This window comes from Bradyrhizobium nitroreducens, from assembly GCF_002776695.1.
GTDB lineage: Bacteria > Pseudomonadota > Alphaproteobacteria > Rhizobiales > Xanthobacteraceae > Bradyrhizobium > Bradyrhizobium nitroreducens.
Genome location: NZ_LFJC01000003.1, coordinates 3,142,980 through 3,167,916 on the forward strand (window position 1 = coordinate 3,142,980; position 24,937 = coordinate 3,167,916).

Below are 24,937 nucleotides of genomic sequence, written 5' to 3' on the forward strand. Positions count from 1 at the left end.
ACGATGAGCAATTATGCATCGATAGAAAAGATATTCATTCTCGACGGCGGTGAAGCGCATGTTGATGACGGTTCGATCTACTCGCCGGGCCTGAACGTGGGCGTGCCGATGACGTTGAGCTGTAACGCCTATCTCGTCCGACATCGCGAGGGATGGTTCTTGTGGGATACGGGAACGCAGGACGATCTAGTTTCGGAGCCGATTGGGCGTATTATTGCACACGGCATCCGGGGGACGGTGAGAAGGACTTTGGAAGCGCAACTGGCCGAGTTGGGCGTCGCGCCTGGCCAAATAGGGACCATCGCAATCTCTCACGCGCACTACGACCACGTCGGCAATTGTCGCCTGTTTCGCAAGGCGAAGTGGATCGCACAAAAGGCCGAATACGAAGCGATGTTCGGACCAAACCCCGAAGAGTTCGGATATTCACCTGAACTCTACGAGACCATGAGGCAGAACGAGGTCGAGCTGGTCGAAGGGGATCACGACGTTTTCGGAGATGGAGCTGTTCGCTTGATCTTCACGCCAGGGCACACGCTTGGTCACTGCTCATTATTGATAAGGTTGCCCGAAACCGGCTCGGTCTTGCTCAGTGGCGATGTCGCTCACAATCGGGAAAACTTTCGTCTTCGCCGGGTTCCGGCCTTCAACGCCGACAAGAGTGCGTCTGTTGCTTCCATGGAGAAAGTGGACGCGCTCTTGCGCGCTGAAAGAGCGACTATGTGGATCAATCACGACACCGCTGAAAGCAAGCTCCTGCCGCACGCGCCAGCCGCGATACTATGATTCAGGCGGGTTGAAGGCCCCGCATAGGTAACGACCGGGCGCTGACGCGTCCCTCAAGCCGGCCTTAGGGGCCAAGTTGCGGCGCGAAAAGGCTCAGTAGTCGTCGCGCTTCCGATGCATCAAGATTTGGCGTGCCCTCGGCCTGAGCGACAGGGGCTTTCCGTCGCGTGGCCAGGGGAGGGAGGTCGTAATCGACGTCAAGCCAAAAGGGCGCGTGAACGCGTCCACCTTTGCCGTTGACAAGACGCCATTATCAAAAATAGTATTCAATTCGATCGTATCGTATTGTAATACAGTCGAGTGTTTGTTTAGGGGGCGCCATGTCGAACAATCCGCTTTTCAACTCCAATAAGCTCAAGCTTGGGATCTTTGGAACGAACGGTAAGGGTGGCGCGCAGACCCTTGCTCCCGAGCAATATAAGCCGACGTGGAAAAACTCGGTCGACACCGCAACAATGGCTGATCGCGCTGGTTTCGAGGCGATTGTCGCGTATGCGAGATGGAAGGGTTACATCCCCGGACGTCCCAACCATGCGAGCGGCATCGTCCTCGATCCCTTCACTTGGGCCGCGGGCGTCGCCCAGGCGACGAGCTACTCGGCGATATTCGCGACTTCACATGCTCCGACTGTCCATCCGATCACGTGCGCCAAGCAGTGCGCCACCATCGATATCATATCAGGCGGACGGTTCGGGTTGAATGTCGTCGGCGGATGGAATCGCCCGGAACTCGAAATGTTCGGAGCTCCACTGAAGGAGCACGATGCCCGATACGATCACCTCGGAGAATGGCTCGAAGTCATTCAACGAATGTGGAACGAGGAAGAGGAGTTCGACTTCACGGGCGAATTCTACAAGGTCGTCCGAGGTGCCTCGATGCCTAAACCTCTGCAGCGCCCGCGTCCGCCGATCATGAACGCGGGGGGCTCGCCGCGCGGAATGCGTTTTGCTTGCGAGCACGCCGATATGGCTTTCGTGATCTTGCGTTCGAACGACCCCGAAATTTGCCGCAAGCAAATCGACGAGTATAAGCAAATGGCCAAGGATGAATTTGGGCGGGAAATCCAGGTTTGGACCTATTGCCCGGTGGTCCAGCGCGACACACGCAAAGAAGCTGAGGCATATCTGCGGTACTATGCCGTCGAACTCGAAGATAAGGAAAGTGTCGACGCGTGGTCTAAGGGGCTTGCCGCCGAAACCAAGATCGTCTCGCCCGAGCAGATGAGCGACTTCCGCATCCGCTTTGCGGCGGGTGCCGGCGGAAACATCCTGCTCGGCACCGCCGACGACATCGCGGACCAACTTCAGGTCTTCAATCAAGCCGGCCTCGACGGCGTTCTCTGTACATGGGTCGATTTTCACGACGGGATCGAGCGATTTGCCCGCGATGTCTTTCCGATCCTGGAAGGCCGGGGATTGCGCAAGCCCCACGAGTCGAACGAGCGATCATAGGGGCGGCGGATCTCGCTCCGGCCATTCTGCGATAATCGAAATCGAACGCCGCACGCAGCCTTGCAGCCTTCGTTGGCGTACCGAGATGCCGGTACGTCACCTGCGATTATCTCAGATTCCTGTGGCTGGACTGATGTCGTTCAGTGCGCCGCCGAGCCGTCGCTTCGCTACCACGCCGACTCCTTGTGCAGCTGACGATCAGGCCTCGGCGTTGATCGTGGCGAGCAGAACGCATTCTACGCATCGCGAGAATGCTGGTAACGCGAACGGTCGCGTAAGTCGTGGTACCGAAAAGTGCAGTTTGATTTCAGAACAGCCTGTAGTGAGCGAAAATTGCGCTTGACCGCGAGCCATCCGATGCAAGACAATTACGATGCATTCGTATCGTATAGCAATACGTCTAAAGCTGACGTGGCTTAGGACCAACGGTGACCGAGATGAAAGAAAAAGTCGGCTTCTCCAACGAGCGGTTTGCCGGAAAGACCGCGATCGTGACCGGAGCGGCACGCGGTATCGGCGAAAGCATCGCCGACAGGTTCGTCTCCGAAGGCGCGAGGGTCCTTCTGGTGGACCTCAATCCTGACGTGGAGGCGACTGCACGTCGCTTGGGGCAAACCGCGTTGATCAAGAGCGTGACTGATGCCGACGCGGGGGCTCGGATCGTCGCCACCGCGATGGAGGCGCTCGGGAAGATAGACATCCTGGTGAACAACGCAGGCATCGGAGGTTCTAAGCGGCTGCAGGATACCGACGACGAACTGATCGACCGATTTCTTCAGACCAATTTGGCATCCCTTCTCAGAATAACGAGGTCGGTCCTTCCTCGCCTCACTCGCCCCGGCGGGCGCATCATCAACATATCGTCGATCTTCGGCCTGACCGGTTACCCCGGCACCACGGCGTACGCCGTCGCCAAGGCGGGCGTCGCTCAATTCACCAGGCAACTGGCCGGCGAACTCGGTCCGGAGGGCATACTGGTGAATGCGATCGCACCGGGCGTTATCGCGACTCCGATGACCACGGGACGCCAGCAGAACGCTCTCTACCAGAGGCTCATGATCGAAGGAACGCCCTTGGAGCGAGTAGGGCAACCTGAGGATATCGCAGGCCCCGTCGCGTTTCTTGCCTCCGAAGACGCCGCCTTCATCACGGGCACGGTGCTGCCGGTCGACGGAGGAATCCTGGCGGCGCGGCACGGCAAGATTTGACGAACGAAAGAGGTCGCAGATGCACGACATGAGCGTTCGTTGGCCAAATGGCGCGCAGTGCGCCGTCATGCTGACCTTCGATTTTGACGCTGAGACTCTATGGACCGGGCGCGACCCGGACAACGCCGGCCGCCCTGGCGTGCTGAGCCAGGGCCGTTACGGCGCGAAGGTGGGTGTTCCGAAGATCCTGGATACGCTGCGCGACGAGGACCTGAAGGCGACGTTCTTCGTGCCTGGCTGGGTAGTCGACAACCACCCCGGCCGGGTGGAGATGATCGTCAAGGATGGGCACGAGATAGGACATCATTCGTACTCGCATCGATGGATCGCCAACGATCCGCAGGCCGAGATCGAGGAAATGGAGCGGGGTCTCGAAGCATTGAAGCGGCGGGTCGATGTCGTACCGAAAGGGTATCGATCGCCGGCCGGGGAAGTATCAGAAGGACTCTTCAGGCTGCTTCAGAAGCACGACTTTCTTTACGACTCCTCGCTGATGGACGACGTCAATCCCTATCGTCATCGGCTGCCCGATGGTTCGAAGGGCCCGGTGGAGCTCCCTTGGCACTGGAGTCTGGATGATGCGCCATTCGCGCTATTCTCGATCAAGTCTCCGAGGCCGATCTTCACCAACGAGCACATGCTCTCGGTCTTCAAGGACGAATTCCGAGAGATCTACCGTTGGGGAGGGCTCTACGACATTATTTTCCACCCGCAGGTGAGCGGTCGGCCGAGTCGCGTGGCCCTCATAAGGGAGTTGATCGCGTTCATCCGTACGTTCCCGAACGTCTGGTTCGCCACAGGGACCGAGGTCGCCCAACACTGGGTCAAGGAATACGAGAGCACGAACGGTTGATGAGCATGGGCACCCGGAGCCGAGCTATTGGCACAACATCGGATATGAAAGGACTGTCTATGACGAGACTTTCTCGCAGAAGTTTTCTGACAGCTGCCGGCGTTTCGTTGGCGACGCCGTACATCGCACGCGCCCAATCGAACGCCCCCATCAAAGTGGGCGGGATGCTGCCGATGTCCGGCGCGGCCAGCATCGAAGGTCGGCAGGTACTTTTGGGTCTTCAGTTCGCGGTCGAGGAAATCAACGCGAAAGGCGGGCTGCTGGACAGGAAGATCGAGCTCGTCATCGAGGACGACGAAAGCAACTCGACGAAAGGCGTGACGGCAGTACGTAGATTGATCGAGCGCGACAAGGTCCCGTTCATCGTCGGCACATACGCCTCCGCCGTCGTGGTCGCAGCCGTCAAGGTGGCGGCCGAATACAAAGTCCCGATGCTGTCTGGCGGCTCGACTGCGGCTGCCGGCACGGATCAGAACACTCCGGGCGATCCCTGGTTCTTCCGCTCTTGGCCCGACAGCAACAAGCAGGGTGAAGATACGGCCAAGGCCATCGTCGAGAAGTTCAAGAAGACCAAGGTCGCGATCATTCACGACAATACCAACTATGGCGTGACGCTCGCCGACCAAGTCACTCGCGTGGTCACAGCGGTCGGCGGGGTAATCGTTTCGCGAGACAGCTTTAACGCAGGTGAGCAGGATTTTTCTTCGATGCTGACCAAAGTCCGCACCCTGCGCCCCGAGGCGGTCTATATCGGAGGTTGGGCCGGGGATGGTGCCAACATCGTTCGTCAGGCAGCCGAGATCGGCCTTCGGGCTCAATTCGTCGGTTCTGGATCGATGTTGTCGGACGATTTTATCAAGCTCGCAGGTCCCGCTTCCGAAGGTTTCGCCGTCGCCACCGTTTTCGAGCCTTCGACTCCAAATCCGGTCGGACGCGCCTTCGCCGACCGCTTTCGCGCGCGGTTCAATCAGGATGCCAACACGTTCTCCTCGATCGGATTCGACTCCACGTCGATCGGCCTGGAAGCAATGCGGCGCGTCGGAAGGCCGGACGGGCAGGAGATCCAGAAGATGATCAGAGGCGGAATGAAGGATTTCGCGCTCGCTCAGGGCCCGGCCGGAACCACCGCCGCTTTCAACGAAAAGGGTAGCGTCGACTTTCCCGATTTCATAGCCGTGATCAAGGACGGCAAACGACGGCTTGAAGTTTGAGCCGGCGAATCCGATGGACCTTTTCCTGCAGTATCTCGTCAACGGCGCCGTGACAGGCAGTACCTACGTGCTCGTCGCTGTGGGCTTGACGTTGATCTTTGGTATTTTGGGCGTGGTGAACTTCGCTCACGGCGAGTTCTACATGATTGGGGGCTATGCCGGGATATTTGCCGTCACCGCGATGAACCTGCCGCTCTTGCCGGCCATCGTCTTCGTTCTCGCCGTGGCGGCGTGCGTCGGCCTCGCCGCCGAGGCGATCCTTCATCGGCCCATGAAAGACCGCGATGCGACCAGCTCCATCGTATCGTCGTTCGGCTTGGCGGTCGCGCTGCAGAATGCCGCGTTGATCGTCATGGGACCGCAGCCGCAGCGCCTCAACCTCGACGCTTCGAAGATGCCCCTTCTCTCGGAGCTTCCAACGGAGTTCGGGCCCGTCTTTCTTCCTCATCAACGCATGCTGATTCCGTTGACGATGGTGGCCCTGATCGGCGCTCTCTACGCCGTCCTCCGGTACACTTGGACCGGCCGCAGCCTTCGGGCCATGGCCCAACATTCGACCGTAGCCAGACTCTGCGGCGTCCGGGTCGATCGCGTCGCAATGGTCACGTTCGCGACCGGAGCAGCGCTGGCGGGAATCGCCGGGATGCTGATGTCTTCCGTGTTTCTGGTCTACCCGATCGTCGGCAACATGATCGCTCTGAAGGCGTTTACGGTCGTTATCCTCGGGGGAATGGGAAATGTCATCGGAGCTGCGGTCGCGGGCCTGCTTCTCGGCGTGATCGAGTCGCTTACGTCCGCTTATGTCTCGAATTCGACGCGGGACATCGTCGGCTTCGTCATCGTCATCGGGGTGCTATTATTCCTCCCGAATGGATTGTTCGGCAAATCGGTCGGCCGATCATGAAGATGTCCATTTGCGCGTTGCCTGTGATCGCGGGCCTGGCGATCGCTCCGCTGGGCCTGGGGGGATACGAACTCAGCGTGCTGATGACGATCCTGTTCTATGTCATTCTGACGCTCGGGCTCGATCTCGTCACCGGCTATTGCGGCCAATTCTCGTTCGCGACGGGCGCGTTTTACGGCATCGGCGCATATACGGCGGCCATCATGAGCCGTGATCTCGGCACGTCAATTTGGTGGCACCTGCCCGCCGGGGCCTTAGTCGCCGGCTCGTTCGGCCTTCTGCTCGGAATTCCCGCTCTTCGTCTGACGGGACATTTTCTTGCGATCGTCACGATCGCCTTTCAGACGATTATGTACCTGGCCATATCGCAATGGACCTCCTTCACCGGGGGGCAGGTCGGATTGCACGTTGAGAGCGCGGGCAAATTGGCGGTTTTCGGTACGACACTCTTCGAACTGGGAAGTCTTAGATCGTACTACTGGTTGACGCTTGGCGTGACGACCGTCTGCGTCCTCGCAGCCTGGCGTCTAGTCAACTCTCGGCTGGGAAAAGAATGGGTCGCGATACGCGACGACGAGACGCTGGCGAGCGCGATCGGGCTCAACACGACGCGCGGCAAGCTCACGGCATTCGTCGCTTATGCTGCGTTGGCCGGCATAGCGGGGGTGCTGACGGCGCATTCTTTGCGAGGAGTGACGCCGGACGATTTCACGATCTGGATCTCGGCGACGGTCGTGGCGATGATGATGCTTGGCGGACGCGGAACGTTCATCGGCCCGATCATCGGAGCCGTCGTGCTCGCAATCGTCCCGGAATTTCTAGGAAGATACGCCGAATACAAGATGCTGATCTACGGAACGATCCTGGTGATCGGCATGACTTTGGTGCCCGAGGGCGTGATCGGTCGGTTACGTCGGAGCGCCTCAAGATGAACACGGCATTGCTGGAGGCACGGTGTCTGGTCAAGCGGTTCGGTGGCGTGACTGCGGTAAGTGGCGCAACGCTCGCCGTCGGAGAGGGACAGATCTTGGGTCTGATCGGGCCGAACGGTTCCGGAAAGTCGACCATGGTCAATCTGCTGACGGGCGAGACGGTGCCGGATGAAGGAGAGATCGTCTTCGCCGGAGAAGTCGTAACGCGGCTGCCATCCTACAGGCGGGCGCGGCTCGGCATGGCGCGATCTTTCCAGATGTTGCGATTGTTCGGTTCTTTGACCGTTGAAGATAATCTGGTCCTTGCCGGCCATATCCGGATGAGCGCCGGGGTTATCGGGTCCGCCTTGAATAGTCAGAGCGCGCGCTCCGAAGAGGCGGCAGCCAGAACGCGAGCCCGCGAACTGCTCTCGTGGTTCGAGCTTGAGGAATTCGCGTCGCGGTCGGTCACGGCGCTTTCTATCGGCCAGCAGCGCATGGTGGAGATCGCGCGAGGATTGATGAGCGAACCTAGCATGCTCGTTCTCGACGAGCCGGCTGCGGGGCTCTCCCCGCCGAATGTCGACCGTTTGATACTGCTCGTTCGAAGACTGAGGGACGAGTTCGGCATCTCGATCCTTCTGGTCGAACACGTGATGCGCGTGGTGCGCGAGCTGTGCGACCAAGTGGTGGTTCTGGACGCCGGCCGGAAGATCGCAGAGGGGACGCCGGAGCAGGTCGTGAACGATCCTCTCGTCATAGAAGCCTACATCGGCTCGGGATGGAAGCGCCGTGCTCAAGCTTGAGAACGTTGTCGCGGGTTACGGTCGCACACGCATTCTGAATGGCGTCAGCATGAACGTTCCGTCGGGTGGGTTGGTTGCGCTGCTTGGAGGAAACGGCACCGGCAAATCGACGACCCTGAAGTCGATCGTCGGGTTGGTTGCCGTGCAGCAAGGCCAGGTCGAGTTGAACGGGAATGCGATAAACGCCGTTCCGGCGGAGGAGCGGGTCGCGCATGGCCTGTCGCTCGTGCCGCAAGGAAAGGAAGTCTTCAGCGCAATGAGCGTCGAAGAGAATCTCCTTATGGGCGCCTTCCACCGGAGGAGGGACCGGAAAATGATCGCTGAAGACCTCGAGGGGATCTATGGCCGATTCAGGCGCTTGAAGGAGCGCCGCCGCGTCGATGCCGGCCTCCTCTCCGGAGGCGAGCGGCAGATGCTTTCGATTGGGCGGTCGCTCATGGCGCGTCCTAGCGTGCTCTTGCTCGACGAGCCATCTGCGGCTCTCGCACCTCGCGTAGTGGAGGAAATCGCGGAGGCGATTCTGAATCTGCGATCTTTGGGCCTCACGTTGCTTCTTGTCGAGCAGAACGTCGGCATGGCGCTCGACATCGCCGACTACATCTATGTCATCCGAGGCGGACGCATCGCTTACGAACGAGAAGTCGGAAGTGGCATCGCGATGGAGGAACTCCAAGAGTTCTATCTCGGCGCCGAGCGGCATTAAACCGCTTGCTACGACAACGGTCCTCGAAAGGAGCAGGCATGAACGCAGGAACGCAACGGCGGTTCGAGGGACGAGTCACTGTCGTTACAGGTGCCGCCGGCGCACTGGGGCGCGCTTGCGCCGCGTCGCTGGCCAATGAAGGAGCAAAATTGGTCTTGTTCGATCGCGATCCAAACGGATTGGCGGAAACAGCCGCAATCTGCCCGGGCTCAGAAACAGTCGTGGGTGACGTAAGATACGCGGCGGACGTGAAGCGGGCAGCAGAAGCTGCGCGCGAGCGGTTTGGCCCTGTTGAATCACTGGTCGCGGCGGCCGGTATCGCCGGTCCATCAAAAAAGGCCATCGAAGTAGAGGAAGACGAGTTCGACCTGCTCTTCGACGTGAACGTCAAGGGGAGTTGGCTCGCCGCGAAGTACTTGATTCCGCAAATGCGCGAGCTCGGCCGCGGCTCGGTCGTGCTGTTTTCTTCGGCGGCCGGTCTTCGCGGTTCACCCGTATTGTCGGTTTATTCGGCCACGAAGGGTGCCGTAACGCTTTTAACTAAGAGCCTAGCGCTCAATCACGCGACCGAAAACATCCGCGTTAACTGCGTCTGTCCCGGAACGATCGAGTCTCCGATGGTTCGTCTGTCTATCGCGGACGCCGGAGATGCAACCGCTCAATCGGCACGAGAAGATCTGCAAAAGTCCATGCATCCGATGCAGCGTTTTGGCCTTCCGTCGGAAGTCGTCGGAGCCGTTCTCTATCTCCTTAGCGACGAAGCCTCGTTCACCACCGGGGTCGCCCTACCGATCGACGGAGGACGCCTGGCCTAGAGCCGCGACAATCAACAGCGATTACCGATGTGATGAAGCCGAGGAGGGCATGCCCGCAGCAGGCGATCGCAGATGCGCCGTCTTGATCCGAAGGGACGCGCCGCAGGCTGGAGGGATGAGGAGGTTATCTAATACCATCTATCGACGTGCTCTCTCGTGCGTGCAGTCCCGCGGGGGGCTTTCTGACCCGTATCATGCGGTTTCGCCTATATTTTCCATGTGTCTGCACAAAGAAACAGCGATGTAATGTTGTAAGACGATTTGACGAGCATGTTGTCAATCATGTTAGAGTACGGAAGTATAGTGCCTGAGGCCGGACTTGGACCTCGGGGGCAGCGAGAGGAACGATGCAAGAGATTGAATTTCCCAGGACAGGAAGCTCTCGCAAGCCAAAGCTCTGGGACGGCAGCATGCGCTTTGGCATTTTCTGGCCTGGGACAAGAACAAAGCTTCCTTCCGAGCGCATCGCGGAGCTCAACCCGGATCCTCTTGACATCGAGAACCACCTTTCGTTGGCACGAGCCTGCGAGCAGGTTTCACTCGATCTCGTGCTGCTAGGCGATGGATACGCGCCGAGCTCCGAAGAAGGCACGCGCATCGGTTTTCAGGATCCGGGGTTGCACGCCCTCATTCTCGCGGCGCCGATCATTATGGCCACGCGCCATCTGGGCGTCATCTCCACACTTCACACGACGTTTTTCCATCCGGCTCACATCGCGAGGTTCGCCGCCAATTTGGATTGGTTGAGCAACGGTCGCTGGGGTTGGAACATCGTCAACGGTTATCGAGACTACGAAGCAAGTCTGTTCGGTTTCGAATCGCTGCCAGACAGCGCTGCGCTCTATGACGCGGCCGCAGAAGCGATCGCGGTTATCGAGTCTCTCTGGGACGGCACGCGCCGGACCGAATTCGACGGTCGCCATTACAGAAGCCACGGCAAGATGAAGGGACCGTATCCGTCGGAGCGTCCCGTTTTCGTCTGCGCAGCGGCCTCCGATCGAGGGCGTCGATTCACCGCCACTCACTGCGACTATTTGTTCGCATCTCCAACCGAGTTATCCGACCTGCCGGCCATCAAGCAGGACGTCAGTCGCTATGCGCACGAAGCCGGTCGGCCGGCGCCTGAGACACTCGTCGTGATCGACCTTCACATTCGAGAGCAGCAAGGTGAAGCCAGGCGGGTTTTCGACGATCTGATGGGCAGCATGGAAACCAATGAGGCCGGTCGGAAGTGGTCGGGACAGATTGGACGACTGCGCAACGAGCAAAAAAAACCGTTCAAATTCCCCGCCTTTGTCGGAACGTCACGCGAGGTGGCGGATCAGATCATCGCCGCTCATGAACAATGGGGGCTGAACGGCGTCTTGTTCCGGCCTTTAATTTGCTCCGCCGAAGAAGTGCTTCGCCTGGCGCCAGTCATGGACATCCTGGAGCGCGCCGGCGTTCGCAAGAATCCAAAGGCAAGGGACTATTCTTGGTAACGAACTGCGGCTTCTCCGCAGACGGTCCGAGTTCAAAGAAACAGGGGACACCATGGTCGATCAGACGAGTGCCACCGAGATGCATCTAGTCGGCGCGACGATCGATCGGGCTGAGCCACGACCAGCCTTCAGAAAGTTCATTGCTGCAGCTACGGTTGGCAACATCTTCGAGTGGTATGACTGGGGCGTCTTCGCCTTCGTCGTCACCTACATCGCGCGAAACTTCTTTCCATCGCAGGATCCCACCGCTGCGTTGCTATCGACTTTCGCGACTTTCGGTGCTGGCTTCGTGGCCCGACCCGCTGGCGCCTTATTGATCGGCTGGATTGGCGACCGGTTCGGCCGCAAAACGGCGCTCATGACGACGATCTACGTCATGGCAATCGGAACGGTCGGCACGGCCCTTATCCCGAGCTTCAATACTATTGGCGTCTGGGCGCCTGTCCTGCTCGTATCCGCTCGCTTGCTGCAAGGCATCTCCACAGGGGGGGAGCTCGGTGGTTCTTTGGCGTTCATCATCGAGTGGGCGCCGCGTCATCTGCGTGGTTTCTACGGAAGCTTTCAGCAGGCATCCACCATCGTCGGTTTGTTGATAGGCTCGGCGGTCTCCGCCGTGTTGAATAGCATCTTGACCCCGGATCAGATGGTCGAATGGGGGTGGCGTGTCCCATTCATCATAGGCGGCGTTCTGCTCCCCATCGGCATTTGGATGAGGCGCGACCTCGAGGACACGCCTGCCTTTCTGGAGTCGAAAAAGTCGAAAGCCGAGCCGATGTCTTTTCGGACGGGGGCCATCATGGTCCTGCGTGCCGTCGGGTTCGGAATTTGTTGGACGACATGTCAGTATCTGATCTTGAGCTACATGGCGACGTTTACCGCCAAGCAAGGAGGTTTGAGCGAGAGCCAGGCGCTTTGGTCGCACACGACGGGGCTCATTTGCGCAATCGTCTTTACGCCCATTTGGGGCTTTCTTTCTGACAGCGTCGGACGCAAGCCGTTGCTCATCGCCGTGAATCTGTTTTTCTCGGGTATGGGATACTTCATCTTTTCATTCATCTCATCAGCGCCCGGGTTGTATTGGATCGTTGCCGTGCAATGCGTCCTTGGAGCCGTCATGGCCATTCATACCGGCGTGGGGCCTGCCGCCATCACGGAAATCTTTCCCACCAAATCCCGTTCGTTCTTGAACTCTCTCGCCTTCGCATTGGTGGTGACGATATTCGGTGGATTCTCGCCCTATGTGGCAACTTGGCTGATCCAGACAACAGGATCGCCGATCTCGCCATCATACTTGTTGATCGCAACCGGCCTGATCGCTGCCGCAACCGTCGCAGCGTCGAAAGAGACCGCTCACGATGAGCTTGCGTAACGGCGGCCGCAGATGATTGATCGGGTTTGCATCTGGGGAGCGGGCGCAATCGGAGGCATTGTGGGGGCCCACCTCGCACGCGCTGGACAAGATGTGATCCTTGTTGACGTGGCCGACGAGCACGTGGAGCAGATCGTCTCGAAGGGGCTTACGATAGACGGCCCGATGGGAGGCTTCTCGATCGGCATTTCCGCGACGAAGCCGGAAGGACTGAACGGAAAGTTCGGCGCCATCCTGCTTGCCGTCAAATCGCAGCATACGAAAGATGCCTGTCTGACGTTGCTCCCGCATCTCGCATCGGACGGCTACGTCGTTTCACTGCAGAATGGCCTGAACGAGCCGGTCATCGCCGATATCGTCGGCCGCGACCGTACGATCGGTGGCTTCGTCAATTTCGCCGGAGATTACCTGGAGCCGGGGCGGATCACCTATGGACTTCGCGGCACCGTCGCTGTCGGAGAACTCGATGGCACGATCACTCCGCGGCTCGAACATCTCAATCGGTGTCTTAGGCTATTTGAAGATAACGCGGTGATAAGCCCGAACATCATGGGCTATCTCTGGGGTAAGGCAGCTTATGGCGCAATGCTCACAGCGTCCGCGCTGACCCATGCTCCGATCGCCGATTTCATTGGTAGTCCAAAGCGGCGCGTCCTCCTGACAAGGCTCGCGCAAGAAGTGCTGGATGTCGCACTGGCGGAAGGTGCTTCTCCGCTTGGATTCGATACTTTCGAGCCCGCGGCCTTCGTAGCGCGCGACGATATGGCGATGAACGCAAGTCTCGATGCGTTGGCCGCATTCAACCGCGGGACCGGTAAGACCCATAGTGGAATCTGGCGGGATCTCGCGGTTCGAAAGCGGCCAACCGAGGTATCCGCGCAGTTCCAGCCGATCGAACGAATTGCGCGGCGGCACGATCTCGGGGTGCCACTTTTCCGGGCCCTTGTGGGGTTGATCAACGACATCGAAATGGGTCGTCGCGATCAGGGGGAAGAGCTTGCCGATGAACTCTGTCGTCGTTCGGAAGTCTTGCGTCCGATGGGCGATCCTCGATCGGCGCCGGCTCTATCTTCAAAATGGTAAACTGAGGCTTTGGGATGAATTCTTCTCGTGACGCAGCGATCAGTGCGGCGGAAGCAAGCTACGACGCCGGCCACTTTCTTCGCCGGCTCGAAAGCCTCGTAGCGGTACCGACCGAAAGCCATCCTCCGGAGCACAAGGAGGATTTGGTGCGTTATTGTCGCGAAGTGCTTGGGCCATTGGTCGAGTCGCTTGGATTTTCGATCTCGATTCTCGATAACCCGGAACGGCAGCATGGGCCTGTGATGCTCGGGACCCGTATCGAGGACGCGTCGCTGCCGACCGTGCTGATCTATGGGCACGGAGATGTCGTACGAGCTATGCCGGAGAGGTGGAGGACCGACTTGGATCCATGGACCGTCAAGGTCGAAGGCGACAGGATCTACGGTCGGGGGGTGGTCGACAACAAGGGCCAACATCTGCTTGCCATCGAGGCCTTGCGAGCAGTGCTATCGGTTCGTGGACGATTGGGCTTCAATGCGAAGATCTTCGTCGAGACGGGCGAAGAGGCCGGTTCTCCGGGCTTACGCGGCATACTCCAGCGTCACCGGGAGGCTTGCGCAGCGGATGTCTTCATAGCTCTCGATGGTCTACGCCAGTCGATCTCGATACCGGAGGTGACCCTCGGGACTCGAGGAGGCGTTGCGATGGATCTAGTCGTGAATCTCCGTGAGGGCGGGTTTCATTCGGGCCATTGGGGTGGGCTTCTCAAAGATCCTGCGGTCATCTTGTCACATGCAATCGCGAGCATCATTTCGCGAGACGGCCGAATTCTGGTGGAGGGATGGACGCCGGCCGTGATCCCCGCAGATGTGCGAAACGCATGTGCCGCGATCGTGGTCGATGAGCTGCCGAATGGACCATCGCCTGATCCCCAGTGGGGCGAACCCGGCCTCTCCCGCGCCGAACGTATCTTCATGTGGACCAGCGCAGTCGTACTCGCGAGCGTGTCCGGACAGCCTGATGCTCCGGTAAACGCTGTATCTGGCAGTGCGCGTGCCCGGATCCAGGTGCGACATACGGTCGACGTAGCGGCCGATGGGCTTGTGAGTGGGCTTCGAAAGCACCTCGACAAGGAGGGGTTCGTCGACGTGCAGGTCCTGGCGGTCCAGGAACGCGACGCGTTTCCGGCATCGAGGACGTCGTCTGAGGATCCCTGGGTACGGCTTGTCGTGAAATCGATGGCAGAGACGGCACGCAGGCCTCCAAACGTCGTTCCTAATATCGGTGCCTCGGGTCCTTCCGAGCTGTTTCGACAGGAACTCGGCACGCCAGTCTTGTGGCTCCCCTTCTCCTATGGCGGCTGCAATCAGCATGGTCCGGACGAGCACGGTTTGGCGTCGATGTTTCGCGACGGGCTCGGCCTGATGGCCGGCATCTGGTGGGACATCGGCAGCGTGGATCCCGCGTCAATGCGTCGCTGAGCGAGAGCCGGCGAGTTCTGGTTTTGCAGGCACAGAGAGAACGTTGGAGTGCACTCAGTTGCCCAATTTTAGTCGCGGTGAACGCACGTCATTTCGATGGATTGCTGATTGGCTGGGCAGTTTCCTGCGGAAACCGATATCCAAAAACTCGTTCGCTATATTTGCGGATGGAGGTGGCGCCTTCACTCTCGATGAGCAGCAAAAACCACAAGACAAAGGTCAGGATCATACGGATAGGGATGTCGAGTAGAGCTCTGAGCATCACCATTCCTGCGAATGGCGGTGAAGTCCGATTTGACGCAACGATGTTCGCTGCCCCCGATCGTCGGAAAGATACATAAGAGCTACGTTTTTCGTGTGAATGTCGCGAAGTACTCGCTAAGCAGCTCGCTGCAGGACGATGTCTATATCGCCGTGAGCCTGCTCGGTCTGCGATTTGAAACAACCAGGCGCAGGTTGGCATCTTTCTTGCGACGCGGAATGCCTATCAAGCTGGAGGTCGTGATGGAATTTCGTCAGCTTCGCTCGTTCTGCAAGATTGTCGAGCACGGGAGCTTCACTCGCGCGGCCGAAGCCTTGAGAATTACGCAGCCCGCTCTCGGACTGCAAATCCGGAATCTGGAGGAAGAGCTGCGGGTGCCGTTGCTGGTGCGGCATTCCCGTGGCGTCGAGCTGACGCCTGAGGGTACGATCCTGCTCGAGCGCGCGCAGGTCATCCTGGGAAATGTCGATCAAGCCGTGCGAGCGGTCGGTGATTGCAGGACGCTCGAAAAAGGCGAAATCAGACTCGGTCTTGCACCTAGCATGGCGGCCATGATGGCGATCTCGCTTGCGCGGAAAGCCAACGTGAAATTGAAGCAGGTCCGCTTTGAGTTTCTCGAGGCGCCAACTCCGATATTAGCCGACTGGGTTTCGGAGAAGCGGGTGGATATTGCTATCGCGTGCGAGGGGCCGCTCGATCCGAAAATCGTACGAGAAGAACTGCTCCACGAATGGCTATACCTCGTTCAAAAGCCGATCGCTGGCGAAGCCCTCATTGGACCGCCGATCGAATTCCGCGAGCTTGCAGCGCTTCCATTGGCCATCGCCGACCCCATGCTAACGAAGCTGCTCTACCGCAAGCTCGTCGCAGCCGCTGAAACGGCGGGCATCACGTTGGATATCCAGAACGTGCTCCCCTCAACGGATCTTGTTAAGACGCTTGTCGAGGAGGGGCACGTTGCCACAGTGATGCCGTACGCGAATGTTCGTCGCGAATGCCAGCAGGGAACATTGCGGGTCCGGAAGATCACGGGCCCGACCCTGACTCGGAATGCGTATCTGCTCTCCCACCGGGAGGCTTCCCCGAATAGGGCCGTGCGGGAGTTGATTCGACTGGCTGTCGCGGAAGAAATCCGGGACATGCCGGAATGTGCGACCTTGTCGGAGTTTGCGCTGTAGCGGTGAGACCGAAAGCGGATCTAACTCTAGATGGTGACAGCCGGCTCGCTCGGCAAAGCGTAGCCCGACTCGACGATTGCCCTGGCCAGGACAGCTATTCTGTCGAGGTGTTCGCTAACGATCCGCTCCGCGCCTTCCTCGTCGCCGGCGACGATCGCGTCGCCCAAGATACGAAGTGACTCTATGCCCTGCGCACGGCCCTCCTTCTGCAGCGAGATGAAGCGTATAAGCTTGATCCGGTTGTGGAGCGTACCGAGGGCTTGAGCGAGATACGGGTTGCCGCTGCCGGCCGCGATCGCGCTGTAGTATGTCGTGCCGGCCTCAAGCAGTTCAAAGGGCGAGCCGGTCGCCTCGATTTCGTCGAGCCGCTTCACCGCGCGCTTCAATGCAACGATATCCTCTGGCCGACGTCGTCGAGCGAACTCACGGGCCGCGAAAGTCTCGAGCAGCCGCCTAAGCGCATAAAGGTGCCCCACTTCATCGACGGTCATTGCGGTGACGACCGGTCCGCGGTGAGGCGCAGTGGCAATAAGACCTTCCGCTTCCAGTATCCTAAACGCTTCGCGTAGCGATGGTCGACTGACCCCCGTCAATTCACAGAGCTCGCGCTCGCGCAACTGACTACCCGGCGGGAAGCGTCCGGTGACGATTGCTTGACGGAGACGATCGGCCACCAAGCTGCGCAGGCTGATCGCCTGACCAGCCACAGAAAGATCGTCGACATACGTCCCGGTCATCGTCGCGTGCTCCTTCGCCATGCACAGCGCTTATCTCGCTCGCGATCAGCACGCAACAAAATTACATTACAAGTTTTTTGTATGACAAGCTGGTCATAAACATAAATGATGATATAACAGAACAAGACCCGCCGATCCAGTTCCATCGGAGTTTTCATGCTCAAGACGGCCGCCCGTGGTGTTTCTCTAGGTAGGCGGAAGCCTAAAGCCTTCGGCGGCACGATGCGCTTTGGCATATTTTGGCCGGGAACGCGCACATTGTTGCCGTCAGAGAAGATCGCGGCCCTGAATCCTGATCCGCTCGACCTCGGCATCCAGTTGGATCTCGCCCGTGCTTGCGAGCACGTGGCTCTGGATCTGGTGCTTCTCGGGGACGGATACGCACCGAGTTCGGAAGAGGGGACCCGCTTCGGATTTCAGGACCCCGGGCTCCACGCTTTAACCCTGGCAGCTCCCCTGATCATGGTGACCGAGCATCTCGGCATCATATCCACGCTGCATTCCACGTTCTTCCACCCCACGCACATCGCGCGCTTCGGGGCTAACATGGATTGGTTGAGCGATGGCCGTTGGGGTTGGAACATCGTCAACGGTTATCGTGACTACGAAGCGAGCCTCTTCGGCTTCGAGACGCTTCCGGATAGCGCCACTCTCTATGACGCTTCCGATGAGGCGGTCCGGATCATCGAATCGCTGTGGGACTCGTTGAAGCGCACCGAATTTTCAGGGACGCACTACAAGTGCCACGGCAAGATGAAGGGGCCGTATCCGGCGGAGCGCCCGGTATTCGTCTGCGCCGCTGCGTCGGAGCGTGGAAGACGTTTTACGGCGGAGCACTGCGACTACATGTTTGCCTCTCCGACCCAATTGTCGGATCTGCCGCCGATCAAGGAGGATTTGGCTCATCATGCCGCCGAAGCCAAGATCGCTCAATCACCCGAAGTCCTGGTCGTTGCGGACCTTCTGATTCGCGACGAGCCTGGCGAAGCCAAGGAAATGTTCGATAGCCTGATGGCGAGCATCGGGGCGAACGAGGCGGCCCAGAAATGGTCGGGTCAAATCGGCCGGCTCAGAAACGAAAAGAAGACACCCTTCAAATTTCCCTACTTCGTCGGAACGGCAACCGAGGTTGCAGAGCAGCTTATCGAGGCGAAATCCAATTGGGGTCTCAACGGCGTGCTGTTTCGGCTTCCAGTCTGGTCTCCGCAAGAGGTCCTGAGACTCCATCCCGTCTTCGATATTCTGGAGCGGGAGGGAGTTCGGTTGCATCCGCAAACGAGAGACTATTCTTGGTAGCGCCACCACAGTCATCCATTCATTTCCCACCGAGCAAGGCCTGACGGAAGATGACAGCAGGAAGCGAGCGCAAAGCTGCCCCGATCCTCGAACAATTTTGCACTTCCGTCCAGGCCTCGTCGATGATGCGGCATCTCGAGGAGTTTTCTCGTCGCGTGAAGTTGTCTGGAAGCCGAGAGGAGCTTGAGAGCTTCGGGTATCTTCGCAACCAACTGGAAAGCTACGGCATCAGCACAGATCTTGTTCTGCATGACGCCTATATCAGCCTGCCCGGGCAGGCACGGATCACCGTCGGAGATTGGGCGCCAGCGTGCATCACCCACTCGTTCTCTCGCTCCTCCGGACTAGAAGGCGTATGCGGCGAGATCGTCTACGCGGGCCTTGGAGGGCCCGATGACTTCGCGAGAGCTGATGCGCGAGGGAAGATCGTTCTGTTAGACGGAATCGCAAATCCAGCGGCAAGCCTGCGCTCATCCCAGGCCGGTGCCATAGGGCAGATCCATATTTCTCCTTCAAAGCATCTCTACGAGATGTGCATTTCCCCGGTCTGGGGAAATCCAACTCCGGACCAGCTCGAGCTATTGCCGAAGACTGTCGTGCTGAGCATACGAAATAGCGACGGCGAAGCCCTCAAGGGGCGATTGTTGAATGGGGAATACATCACGGCGGTTTTGACGGCCGAAGTGGATACCGGCTGGCGAAAGACGCCGATGTTGGAAGCGAATCTCGAAGCTGGCCGTCCGTTGGACGACAGCTTCGTCCTGTTCTCTGGTCATCATGACACGTGGTACTACGGCGTAATGGACAACGGGAGTGCTAACGCTGCCATGCTCGAGGCGGCGCGAATCTTCTCGTTACATCGTCAGGATCTCCGTCGTCATCTGAGGCTCTGCTTCTGGTCGGGTCATTCGCACGGACGCTATTCGGGGTCATCGTGGTATGCGGACGTCAAGTTCGAGCAACTCTCGGCTCGATGCGTTGCGCACGTGAATATCGATTCCATCGGAGCCCAGGGCAATACGGTCCTCTCTGACGCGCTTTCGTCGAACGAGCTGTACGCTCTCGCGGCAGAAGCAGTGAGCGCGCAAGGCGGCCAGGAGATCGAAGGTCACCGAATGAGCCGCGCCGGGGATCAATCCTTCTGGGGCATTGGCATTCCTTCGATCTTCATGGCGATGGGCGAGCAGCCGGCCGGGCAGGGCGATAGCGTCATGGGGCCTGCCATCGGTGGCGGCGGTGCTCGCAAGGGGGCCGGCTTCGGCTGGTGGTGGCACACTCCCGACGATACCCTCGACAAGATCGATCCAGCGCTCCTCGTAAGGGATACCTCCATCTACGTACATGCCATCGGGCGGCTCCTGACGGACGAGATTTTGCCGCTCGATATTCGGAGGCAGGTGGATGCTTTGCAGCGGGAATTGACGTCACTTGCAGTAGCGCTCGACGGTCGCATGGACATCGGGTCGATTGTCAAACGCGTCGGAATGTTGAGCGACGCAGTAGAGCACTTTCAGGAAGCGGTGAAGAGCGCTTCCGGCCGAGATGCCAAGAGCGTCAACCGAGCCCTTATTGCTGTTACCCGTGCCTTGGTGCCGATCGACTACACTCGGGGAAGCCGCTTCGACCCCGATCCGGCCCTGCGCCAGAACCCTTACCCCGTGCTCGATCCGCTTCGTTCCGTCGCAACCGCGACAGCAGGATCCGACCAATTTCTCTTCGCAAGCGTCGCTGGGCGGAGAGCCGTTAATCGTGTCGCGCTCGCCATCGATGAGGCGCTTGCGGCGTTAGTCGTCCACGACGAAGTGTGAACTGGGCAAAAAATGGACATCAGATTCGACGGAAAGGTCGTCATCGTCACCGGCGGCGCGCAGGGGATCGGACAGGCGATCGGAGCCGCTTTTCGCGATTCAGGGGCGCGAGTGCATCTGGTCGACCGGGATCCTGGGATCATCGAGGTGGGCCGCGATCTAAAAATGGCCGCTCACGTGGTGGATCTGTCCAAACGTGAAGCGTCAGCGGAGCTGGTGCGCTCCGTGGTCGCGGAGGAGGGGCGTCTGGACGTCCTGGCTCTCGCAGCGGGGGGGATTGCCGGTCTTGCCGGTCTGTCCCTGGAAGGGATCACCGATGAGAATTGGGATCGCATCATGGGTGCGAATGTCAAAAGCGCGCTTTGGCTATCGCAGGCCGCAGCTCCGGTCATGACGAAAGCCAAGTGGGGCCGGATCATCGTTATTTCCTCGGGAGCCGGCCTTCGACCGAGCCTGACCGGTCTTCACGGGTACACATCGTCCAAGCATGCCGTCATCGGACTGATGAAGCAGCTGTCGGTCGGATTGGCCGGTGGCGGCGTAACCGTCAATTCGGTTGCCCCTGGCTTTATCCTTTCCAGTCCGGATGCTCGAAACCAATGGGAAGGATGGACACCAGAGCGCCGATCTCAGGTCCTGGCGCAAATCAATACCGGACGTTTGGGCACACCCGAGGATATTGCCAGCGCGACTCTATTTCTCGCTAGTGCTCAGGCGAGCTGGATTACCGGGCAAGTCATTTCGGTGGATGGTGGGCGGGCGTAAGTGCCCGACACTTGACCGGGCATTCGCGATCCGCAGGCGCGAGATGGCGTGTACTAGCCGCCGCGGTCGTGATGCGCCTGGTGGCTGTCTCTTAGGATGGCAGATCGACACGCGCACCAGCTGAAATCGGATTGCGCGACATGTGGCTGTCGATGAAGGCGCGCGACGTCTGATCTGCTTTTTCGGAAAGACATTGGACACCGTCAGTCCGGCTCGAAGTCGCGGCGTACCGCGACCGAGATCGAATAGCGGCAGCGCTCGATTAACTGCCGTCTGATGCGGCCGCTCCTAGCGTTTGCGCTGCGCCCGGCAAGGCATTGTTTGTGGTGAACCCGGTGCGCCAAAAGTTTCGCTTACCGCTGACAAAAGGATTTCGGATTGGATTCGCTTCTCGGTAAACCCTAGCGTCGGGCATCCTCAAAGAACGGGAATGCCAATATGAGCGAGACCGCCGGCGGATTGGAACCGTGGCAATGGCCTGAGAAGCATTGGCGCGGACTCGTTTCCAGGGTTCGAGCAGGGCGGTCTCTCAAGCCGAAGCACTGGAAGGGCGGCGCGAAGTGCGCCATCGCTCTTTCGTTCGATTCCGATCATGACACGAGCGAACTACGCGAAGGCGGCAAATCGATCGGTAGGCTGGCTTGGGGGCAGTACGGCAACCGCGTGGGAGTGCCTAGAATATTGTCGCTCCTGGAAAAATACGAGACGCCTGCAAGCTTTTACGTGCCTGCCGTCACGGCCATGCTGTACCCGGACGAGCAGAAGCGGATCGTGGATGGTGGTCACGAGATCGGAATTCACGGCTGGATTCACGAGCTCAACTCTGTCCTCGCCATCAACGATGAGCGAGATCTGATGCTGCGTTCCATCGACACCATCGAATCCATCACGGGACAGCGTCCCTACGGCCTACGCAGCCCGTCCGCCGATTTTAGCGAGAACACTCTGCGCCTGCTGCAGGAGACCGGTCTCGAATACGACTCCTCGCTCGGCGCCGACGACGATTGCTACGAGCTGCTGATCAACGGCGAGCCGTCGGGTATCGTAGAGGTGCCCTTCGAGTGGGTGCGGGATGACGCAGTCTATTTCATGATGAACCGCTTTCAAGGCTTGCGCCCATACACTCCGCCGGCCGGTGTCTTCGACATCTTCAAGCGTGAGCTAGATGCGGCCTACAACGAAGGCGGCATCTTCAATCTGACTATGCATCCTCACATTATCACGTATCGATCGCGCATCTGGATACTCGAGGAGATCGTTCGGTATGCCAGATCGCTTGGTGACGTTTGGTTCGCATCGCACGGCGAAGTGGCCCGATGGGTTCGCGATAACTCATGAGGATGACCCTAACAAACCGCACGATCGGCGGAGCGGAGCGAGAGCAGCCGAGCAGGGAAGCTGCCATCGCCGCCGCCGAGGCGGCGTTGGAGGACGGGACGCTATTCGAGGAGTTGTCGCGCGCGATAGCTTGCCGGACGGAGAGTCAGCGGGCGGATTCGCGGAGCGGGCTTGTCTCGTATCTGGCCGAACTCGTCGTCCCGTACCTGGAGGCCTTGGGATTCGCCTGCCATATCATCGAGCATCGGGAAGCAAAGGGCCCTTTCCTGGTCGCGCGGAGGCAGGAGCACGAGTCGCTGCCCACCATCATGTGTTATGGACATGGCGATGTAGTGGAAGGGCTGGGCGGTTGGCGTCAGGATCTGATGCCTTGGAAGCTTACTGCTGCGGAGGGGCGCTGGTACGGCCGAGGTGTCGCTGACAACAAGGGCCAGCATTACCTGAACATGGCCGCGATGCGGGCGGTGCTTGAGACCCGCGGGTATCTTGGCTTCAATTCGGTGTTTCTGATCGAGACCGGCGAAGAGGTCGGGTCGCCCGGCTTGCGCCAGATGTGCGCCGAAAACAGAGACCTTCTACGCTCCGATATCCTCATTGCCGCCGACGGCCCGCGCATCTCGGCCGATCGGCCGACCATATATCTCGGCGCGAGAGGCGCCATCAGTTTCAAGCTTTCGATCGACGCGAGAAGCGGCACCTACCACTCCGGCAATTGGGGTGGACTGCTCAGCAATCCGGCACTTCAGCTTGCCCACGGTCTCGGCTCCATCGCCTCCGCGACCGGTCAGATCCGAATCGATGAATGGCTTCCTCCGGAAATTCCGGATGCTGTGCGTGCGGCGCTCCGCGACTGCGTCGTTTCAGACGATGAGCTGGGCCCGAAGATCGACCATGGTTGGGGCGAGCCTGGTTTAAGCGCCGCCGAGAAAGTCTACGGTTGGACCTCGTTCGAAGTGTTGGCGTTCGATGCCGGACGTCCCGGGGCGCCGATGAACGCGGTTCCGGCCTACGCTTTCGCCGTGTGCCAGCTCAGGTTCGTTGTCGGCGTCGATGAAACTAGGATACTCCCCGCGCTCCGCGAGCATCTCGACCGATCCGGTTTGGGAATGATCGATGTCTCGCAAACGGATGACGAGGTATTCCACGCAACCCGTCTCGATCCCGACGACCCCTGGGTGGGCTGGGTTCGTGGATCGCTCGAGCGGTCGATCGGGAAATCGGTCGTGGTCCTTCCGAACGTCGGCGCATCGCTTCCCAACGACATTTTCAGCGACTTGCTGAACATGCGCACAATCTGGATACCGCACTCCTACCCGGCTGCGGCAAATCATGGCGTCAACGAGCATGTGCCCATCTCGGTGGTCCGGGAAGGGTTACGAGGAATGGCGGGACTGTACTGGGATCTCGGAGAAGGAACAGGCCTTCCTCCGACGCGCAACAATGGGAGGATCTGATGAAGGTCTCGGGGCTGAATACCAAGTCTGAGTCGATCAACAGGCGCACAATCCTTAAGGGACTTGTTGCCCTGGGGGCAGCGGGAGGCGATCTCGCGACCTTCGCACAGGCACTGGCGCAATCTTCTTCCGAAGATGTGAGCCAGCTGACGATCCTCATTCAGGGCGGACCGGTGGCGGACACGATCAACAACGTTGCTCTTCCGATTTTCAAGAGCCAGTACCCCGGCGTCGCCATTCAGTTGGAAGTATCCGCCAACGCCGCCGCCTATCCGAAGATGCTCGCGCAACGGAACAATCCAGTGATCAGCGGCGGAATGTTCAATGATCTATTCTCGGCGCGAGGGTCGATCGACAAGATGTGGGCAGCCATCAACCCGGAATACATGCCAAACGCGAAGCGTGTTCCCAAGGATCTGCTGCTGCCCGGAGGTGACGGCGTCACGTTCCAGCAGACGCCGTTCGGGATCATGTACAACCCGGATCGGGTCGAACCGCCGACGTCTTGGACGGATCTCTGGAATCCCAAGTACGAGGGGCGGGTAGCGATGTGGGAAACGTACTTCGATGCTTACGCCATGGCGGCCGTCGCGACGGGCAAGTCGCCATCGGTGGAGGATGGCGTCAAGGCGTGGGAGCCCCATCGCAAGAATATCGGAGTGTGGTCGACGTCGCCCATTGCCGAAGAAGATATGGTCCATCGCGGAGAAGTGTGGCTCGCGCCACATTGGGGTGCCTGGTGCGAGCAGGCGCGTCTTCAAGGAAAACGTGTCGCGTTCGCCTTTCCAAAGGAGGGAGCGACCCTCTGGTCCAATCAGCTGCAATCCTGCGTGGGGTTTTCGCCGAAGGTTACAGAGCTTGTCCAAAGGTATCTCAATGTCTGGTTGTCGGACGAGTGCCAGACGGCTTGGCTGAAGAACGCGCTCATTTCACCTGCGGTCGGATCCTTGGCAATTCCATCCGAACTTCAGACCAATCCCGCGGTGATCTCGGCTGGGGACGCCGGCAAGAGGCTCATCAGGTTGGACGCACGGCAGGTCGCCACAAAATTTGCGGCGACGAAGGCACTCATCGAACGAACCTTAAAGTCGTAAGAC

22 protein-coding genes are annotated in these 24,937 nt (G+C 59.3%); 21 read left to right on the plus strand and 1 reads right to left on the minus strand.

Annotation, left to right across the window (positions count from 1 at the left end; translation table 11 throughout):
* The first annotated feature begins 3 nt into the window (after positions 1–3).
* From TSA1_RS15440 to TSA1_RS15515, 15 genes are all read left to right on the plus strand, one after another.
* Positions 4–786: an N-acyl homoserine lactonase family protein gene (locus tag TSA1_RS15440; protein WP_100177112.1), complete on the plus strand. Its 783-nt coding sequence runs from the start codon at positions 4–6 to the stop codon at positions 784–786.
* Positions 787–1,106: 320 nt separating this feature from the next.
* Positions 1,107–2,237, plus strand: coding sequence for an LLM class flavin-dependent oxidoreductase (locus tag TSA1_RS15445; RefSeq protein ID WP_100177113.1), 1,131 nt, complete (start codon positions 1,107–1,109; stop codon positions 2,235–2,237).
* A gap of 437 nt (positions 2,238–2,674) precedes the next feature.
* Positions 2,675–3,445 (plus strand): SDR family NAD(P)-dependent oxidoreductase, encoded by a 771-nt coding sequence (locus TSA1_RS15450; protein ID WP_100177114.1) that lies wholly within the window; start codon positions 2,675–2,677, stop codon positions 3,443–3,445.
* 19 nt (positions 3,446–3,464) lie between these two features.
* Positions 3,465–4,298 carry a polysaccharide deacetylase family protein gene (locus TSA1_RS15455; RefSeq protein ID WP_100177115.1) on the plus strand — a complete coding sequence of 278 codons (834 nt, stop codon included), beginning with the start codon at positions 3,465–3,467 and terminating at the stop codon, positions 4,296–4,298.
* Between the two features lie 59 nt (positions 4,299–4,357).
* Positions 4,358–5,509 (plus strand): ABC transporter substrate-binding protein, encoded by a 1,152-nt coding sequence (locus tag TSA1_RS15460; protein ID WP_161497227.1) that lies wholly within the window; start codon positions 4,358–4,360, stop codon positions 5,507–5,509.
* Positions 5,510–5,522: 13 nt separating this feature from the next.
* Positions 5,523–6,413 (plus strand): branched-chain amino acid ABC transporter permease, encoded by an 891-nt coding sequence (locus TSA1_RS15465; protein ID WP_100181139.1) that lies wholly within the window; start codon positions 5,523–5,525, stop codon positions 6,411–6,413.
* Complete coding sequence (locus tag TSA1_RS15470) at positions 6,410–7,345, plus strand: branched-chain amino acid ABC transporter permease (protein ID WP_210421894.1); 936 nt, start codon at positions 6,410–6,412, stop codon at positions 7,343–7,345. Before TSA1_RS15465 ends, TSA1_RS15470 begins: the two co-directional genes overlap by 4 nt.
* Positions 7,342–8,130, plus strand: coding sequence for an ABC transporter ATP-binding protein (locus tag TSA1_RS15475; protein ID WP_100177117.1), 789 nt, complete (start codon positions 7,342–7,344; stop codon positions 8,128–8,130). Before TSA1_RS15470 ends, TSA1_RS15475 begins: the two co-directional genes overlap by 4 nt.
* Positions 8,117–8,833, plus strand: a complete 717-nt coding sequence (locus TSA1_RS15480) for an ABC transporter ATP-binding protein (RefSeq protein WP_100177118.1) — start codon at positions 8,117–8,119, stop codon at positions 8,831–8,833. The genes TSA1_RS15475 and TSA1_RS15480 overlap by 14 nt, the downstream gene beginning before the upstream one ends.
* Positions 8,834–8,871: 38 nt before the next feature.
* Positions 8,872–9,648, plus strand: a complete 777-nt coding sequence (locus TSA1_RS15485; protein ID WP_100177119.1) for an SDR family NAD(P)-dependent oxidoreductase — start codon at positions 8,872–8,874, stop codon at positions 9,646–9,648.
* Positions 9,649–9,995: 347 nt separating this feature from the next.
* Positions 9,996–11,129: an LLM class flavin-dependent oxidoreductase gene (locus TSA1_RS15490; RefSeq protein WP_100177120.1), complete on the plus strand. Its 1,134-nt coding sequence runs from the start codon at positions 9,996–9,998 to the stop codon at positions 11,127–11,129.
* 52 nt (positions 11,130–11,181) lie between these two features.
* Positions 11,182–12,498 carry an MFS transporter gene (locus tag TSA1_RS15495; RefSeq protein WP_100177121.1) on the plus strand — a complete coding sequence of 439 codons (1,317 nt, stop codon included), beginning with the start codon at positions 11,182–11,184 and terminating at the stop codon, positions 12,496–12,498.
* 12 nt (positions 12,499–12,510) lie between these two features.
* A complete protein-coding gene (locus TSA1_RS15500; protein ID WP_100177122.1) occupies positions 12,511–13,581 on the plus strand; it encodes a ketopantoate reductase family protein in 1,071 nt (356 codons plus the stop codon).
* Between the two features lie 14 nt (positions 13,582–13,595).
* Entirely contained in the window at positions 13,596–15,002 is a 1,407-nt protein-coding gene (locus TSA1_RS15505; protein WP_100177123.1) for a M20/M25/M40 family metallo-hydrolase, read from the plus strand.
* Positions 15,003–15,278: 276 nt separating this feature from the next.
* Positions 15,279–16,442: a LysR family transcriptional regulator gene (locus tag TSA1_RS15515; protein WP_100177125.1), complete on the plus strand. Its 1,164-nt coding sequence runs from the start codon at positions 15,279–15,281 to the stop codon at positions 16,440–16,442.
* Positions 16,443–16,468: 26 nt separating this feature from the next.
* Here TSA1_RS15515 and TSA1_RS15520 read toward each other — a convergent pair whose 3' ends face one another.
* The gene (locus tag TSA1_RS15520; protein ID WP_100177126.1) at positions 16,469–17,200 is read right to left on the minus strand and encodes a GntR family transcriptional regulator; all 732 of its coding nucleotides are present in this window, start codon (positions 17,198–17,200) and stop codon (positions 16,469–16,471) included.
* Between the two features lie 135 nt (positions 17,201–17,335).
* Between TSA1_RS15520 and TSA1_RS15525 the strand changes: the two genes are divergently transcribed.
* The 6 genes from TSA1_RS15525 to TSA1_RS15550 all read left to right on the plus strand — a co-directional run bounded on the left by TSA1_RS15525 (position 17,336) and on the right by TSA1_RS15550 (position 24,934).
* Positions 17,336–18,475 carry an LLM class flavin-dependent oxidoreductase gene (locus tag TSA1_RS15525; RefSeq protein ID WP_100177127.1) on the plus strand — a complete coding sequence of 380 codons (1,140 nt, stop codon included), beginning with the start codon at positions 17,336–17,338 and terminating at the stop codon, positions 18,473–18,475.
* Positions 18,476–18,525: 50 nt separating this feature from the next.
* Positions 18,526–20,283 (plus strand): M28 family peptidase, encoded by a 1,758-nt coding sequence (locus TSA1_RS15530; RefSeq protein WP_100177128.1) that lies wholly within the window; start codon positions 18,526–18,528, stop codon positions 20,281–20,283.
* Between the two features lie 12 nt (positions 20,284–20,295).
* The gene (locus TSA1_RS15535; protein ID WP_100177129.1) at positions 20,296–21,048 is read left to right on the plus strand and encodes an SDR family NAD(P)-dependent oxidoreductase; all 753 of its coding nucleotides are present in this window, start codon (positions 20,296–20,298) and stop codon (positions 21,046–21,048) included.
* 438 nt (positions 21,049–21,486) lie between these two features.
* The gene (locus tag TSA1_RS15540; RefSeq protein ID WP_100177130.1) at positions 21,487–22,386 is read left to right on the plus strand and encodes a polysaccharide deacetylase family protein; all 900 of its coding nucleotides are present in this window, start codon (positions 21,487–21,489) and stop codon (positions 22,384–22,386) included.
* A complete protein-coding gene (locus TSA1_RS15545; protein WP_245448276.1) occupies positions 22,383–23,840 on the plus strand; it encodes a M20 family metallopeptidase in 1,458 nt (485 codons plus the stop codon). Before TSA1_RS15540 ends, TSA1_RS15545 begins: the two co-directional genes overlap by 4 nt.
* Positions 23,840–24,934, plus strand: a complete 1,095-nt coding sequence (locus TSA1_RS15550) for an ABC transporter substrate-binding protein (RefSeq protein WP_100177131.1) — start codon at positions 23,840–23,842, stop codon at positions 24,932–24,934. The genes TSA1_RS15545 and TSA1_RS15550 overlap by 1 nt, the downstream gene beginning before the upstream one ends.
* The last annotated feature ends 3 nt before the right edge of the window (positions 24,935–24,937 follow it).

What these genes read in the sequence shown, in the direction of transcription:
- TSA1_RS15495 (WP_100177121.1), top strand. Translation starts at nt 11,182, where the DNA reads ATGGTCGATCAGACGAGTGCCACCGAGATGCATCTAGTCGGCGCGACG.
- TSA1_RS15525 (WP_100177127.1), top strand. Translation starts at nt 17,336, where the DNA reads ATGCTCAAGACGGCCGCCCGTGGTGTTTCTCTAGGTAGGCGGAAGCCT.
- TSA1_RS15445 (WP_100177113.1), top strand. Translation starts at nt 1,107, where the DNA reads ATGTCGAACAATCCGCTTTTCAACTCCAATAAGCTCAAGCTTGGGATC.
- TSA1_RS15545 (WP_245448276.1), top strand. Translation starts at nt 22,383, where the DNA reads ATGAGGATGACCCTAACAAACCGCACGATCGGCGGAGCGGAGCGAGAG.
- TSA1_RS15490 (WP_100177120.1), top strand. Translation starts at nt 9,996, where the DNA reads ATGCAAGAGATTGAATTTCCCAGGACAGGAAGCTCTCGCAAGCCAAAG.
- TSA1_RS15550 (WP_100177131.1), top strand. Translation starts at nt 23,840, where the DNA reads ATGAAGGTCTCGGGGCTGAATACCAAGTCTGAGTCGATCAACAGGCGC.
- TSA1_RS15520 (WP_100177126.1), bottom strand. Translation starts at nt 17,200, where the DNA reads ATGGCGAAGGAGCACGCGACGATGACCGGGACGTATGTCGACGATCTT.
- TSA1_RS15500 (WP_100177122.1), top strand. Translation starts at nt 12,511, where the DNA reads ATGATTGATCGGGTTTGCATCTGGGGAGCGGGCGCAATCGGAGGCATT.
- TSA1_RS15475 (WP_100177117.1), top strand. Translation starts at nt 7,342, where the DNA reads ATGAACACGGCATTGCTGGAGGCACGGTGTCTGGTCAAGCGGTTCGGT.
- TSA1_RS15455 (WP_100177115.1), top strand. Translation starts at nt 3,465, where the DNA reads ATGCACGACATGAGCGTTCGTTGGCCAAATGGCGCGCAGTGCGCCGTC.
- TSA1_RS15505 (WP_100177123.1), top strand. Translation starts at nt 13,596, where the DNA reads ATGAATTCTTCTCGTGACGCAGCGATCAGTGCGGCGGAAGCAAGCTAC.
- TSA1_RS15485 (WP_100177119.1), top strand. Translation starts at nt 8,872, where the DNA reads ATGAACGCAGGAACGCAACGGCGGTTCGAGGGACGAGTCACTGTCGTT.
- TSA1_RS15460 (WP_161497227.1), top strand. Translation starts at nt 4,358, where the DNA reads ATGACGAGACTTTCTCGCAGAAGTTTTCTGACAGCTGCCGGCGTTTCG.
- TSA1_RS15450 (WP_100177114.1), top strand. Translation starts at nt 2,675, where the DNA reads ATGAAAGAAAAAGTCGGCTTCTCCAACGAGCGGTTTGCCGGAAAGACC.
- TSA1_RS15535 (WP_100177129.1), top strand. Translation starts at nt 20,296, where the DNA reads ATGGACATCAGATTCGACGGAAAGGTCGTCATCGTCACCGGCGGCGCG.
- TSA1_RS15540 (WP_100177130.1), top strand. Translation starts at nt 21,487, where the DNA reads ATGAGCGAGACCGCCGGCGGATTGGAACCGTGGCAATGGCCTGAGAAG.
- TSA1_RS15530 (WP_100177128.1), top strand. Translation starts at nt 18,526, where the DNA reads ATGACAGCAGGAAGCGAGCGCAAAGCTGCCCCGATCCTCGAACAATTT.
- TSA1_RS15470 (WP_210421894.1), top strand. Translation starts at nt 6,410, where the DNA reads ATGAAGATGTCCATTTGCGCGTTGCCTGTGATCGCGGGCCTGGCGATC.
- TSA1_RS15440 (WP_100177112.1), top strand. Translation starts at nt 4, where the DNA reads ATGAGCAATTATGCATCGATAGAAAAGATATTCATTCTCGACGGCGGT.
- TSA1_RS15515 (WP_100177125.1), top strand. Translation starts at nt 15,279, where the DNA reads ATGGCGGTGAAGTCCGATTTGACGCAACGATGTTCGCTGCCCCCGATC.
- TSA1_RS15465 (WP_100181139.1), top strand. Translation starts at nt 5,523, where the DNA reads ATGGACCTTTTCCTGCAGTATCTCGTCAACGGCGCCGTGACAGGCAGT.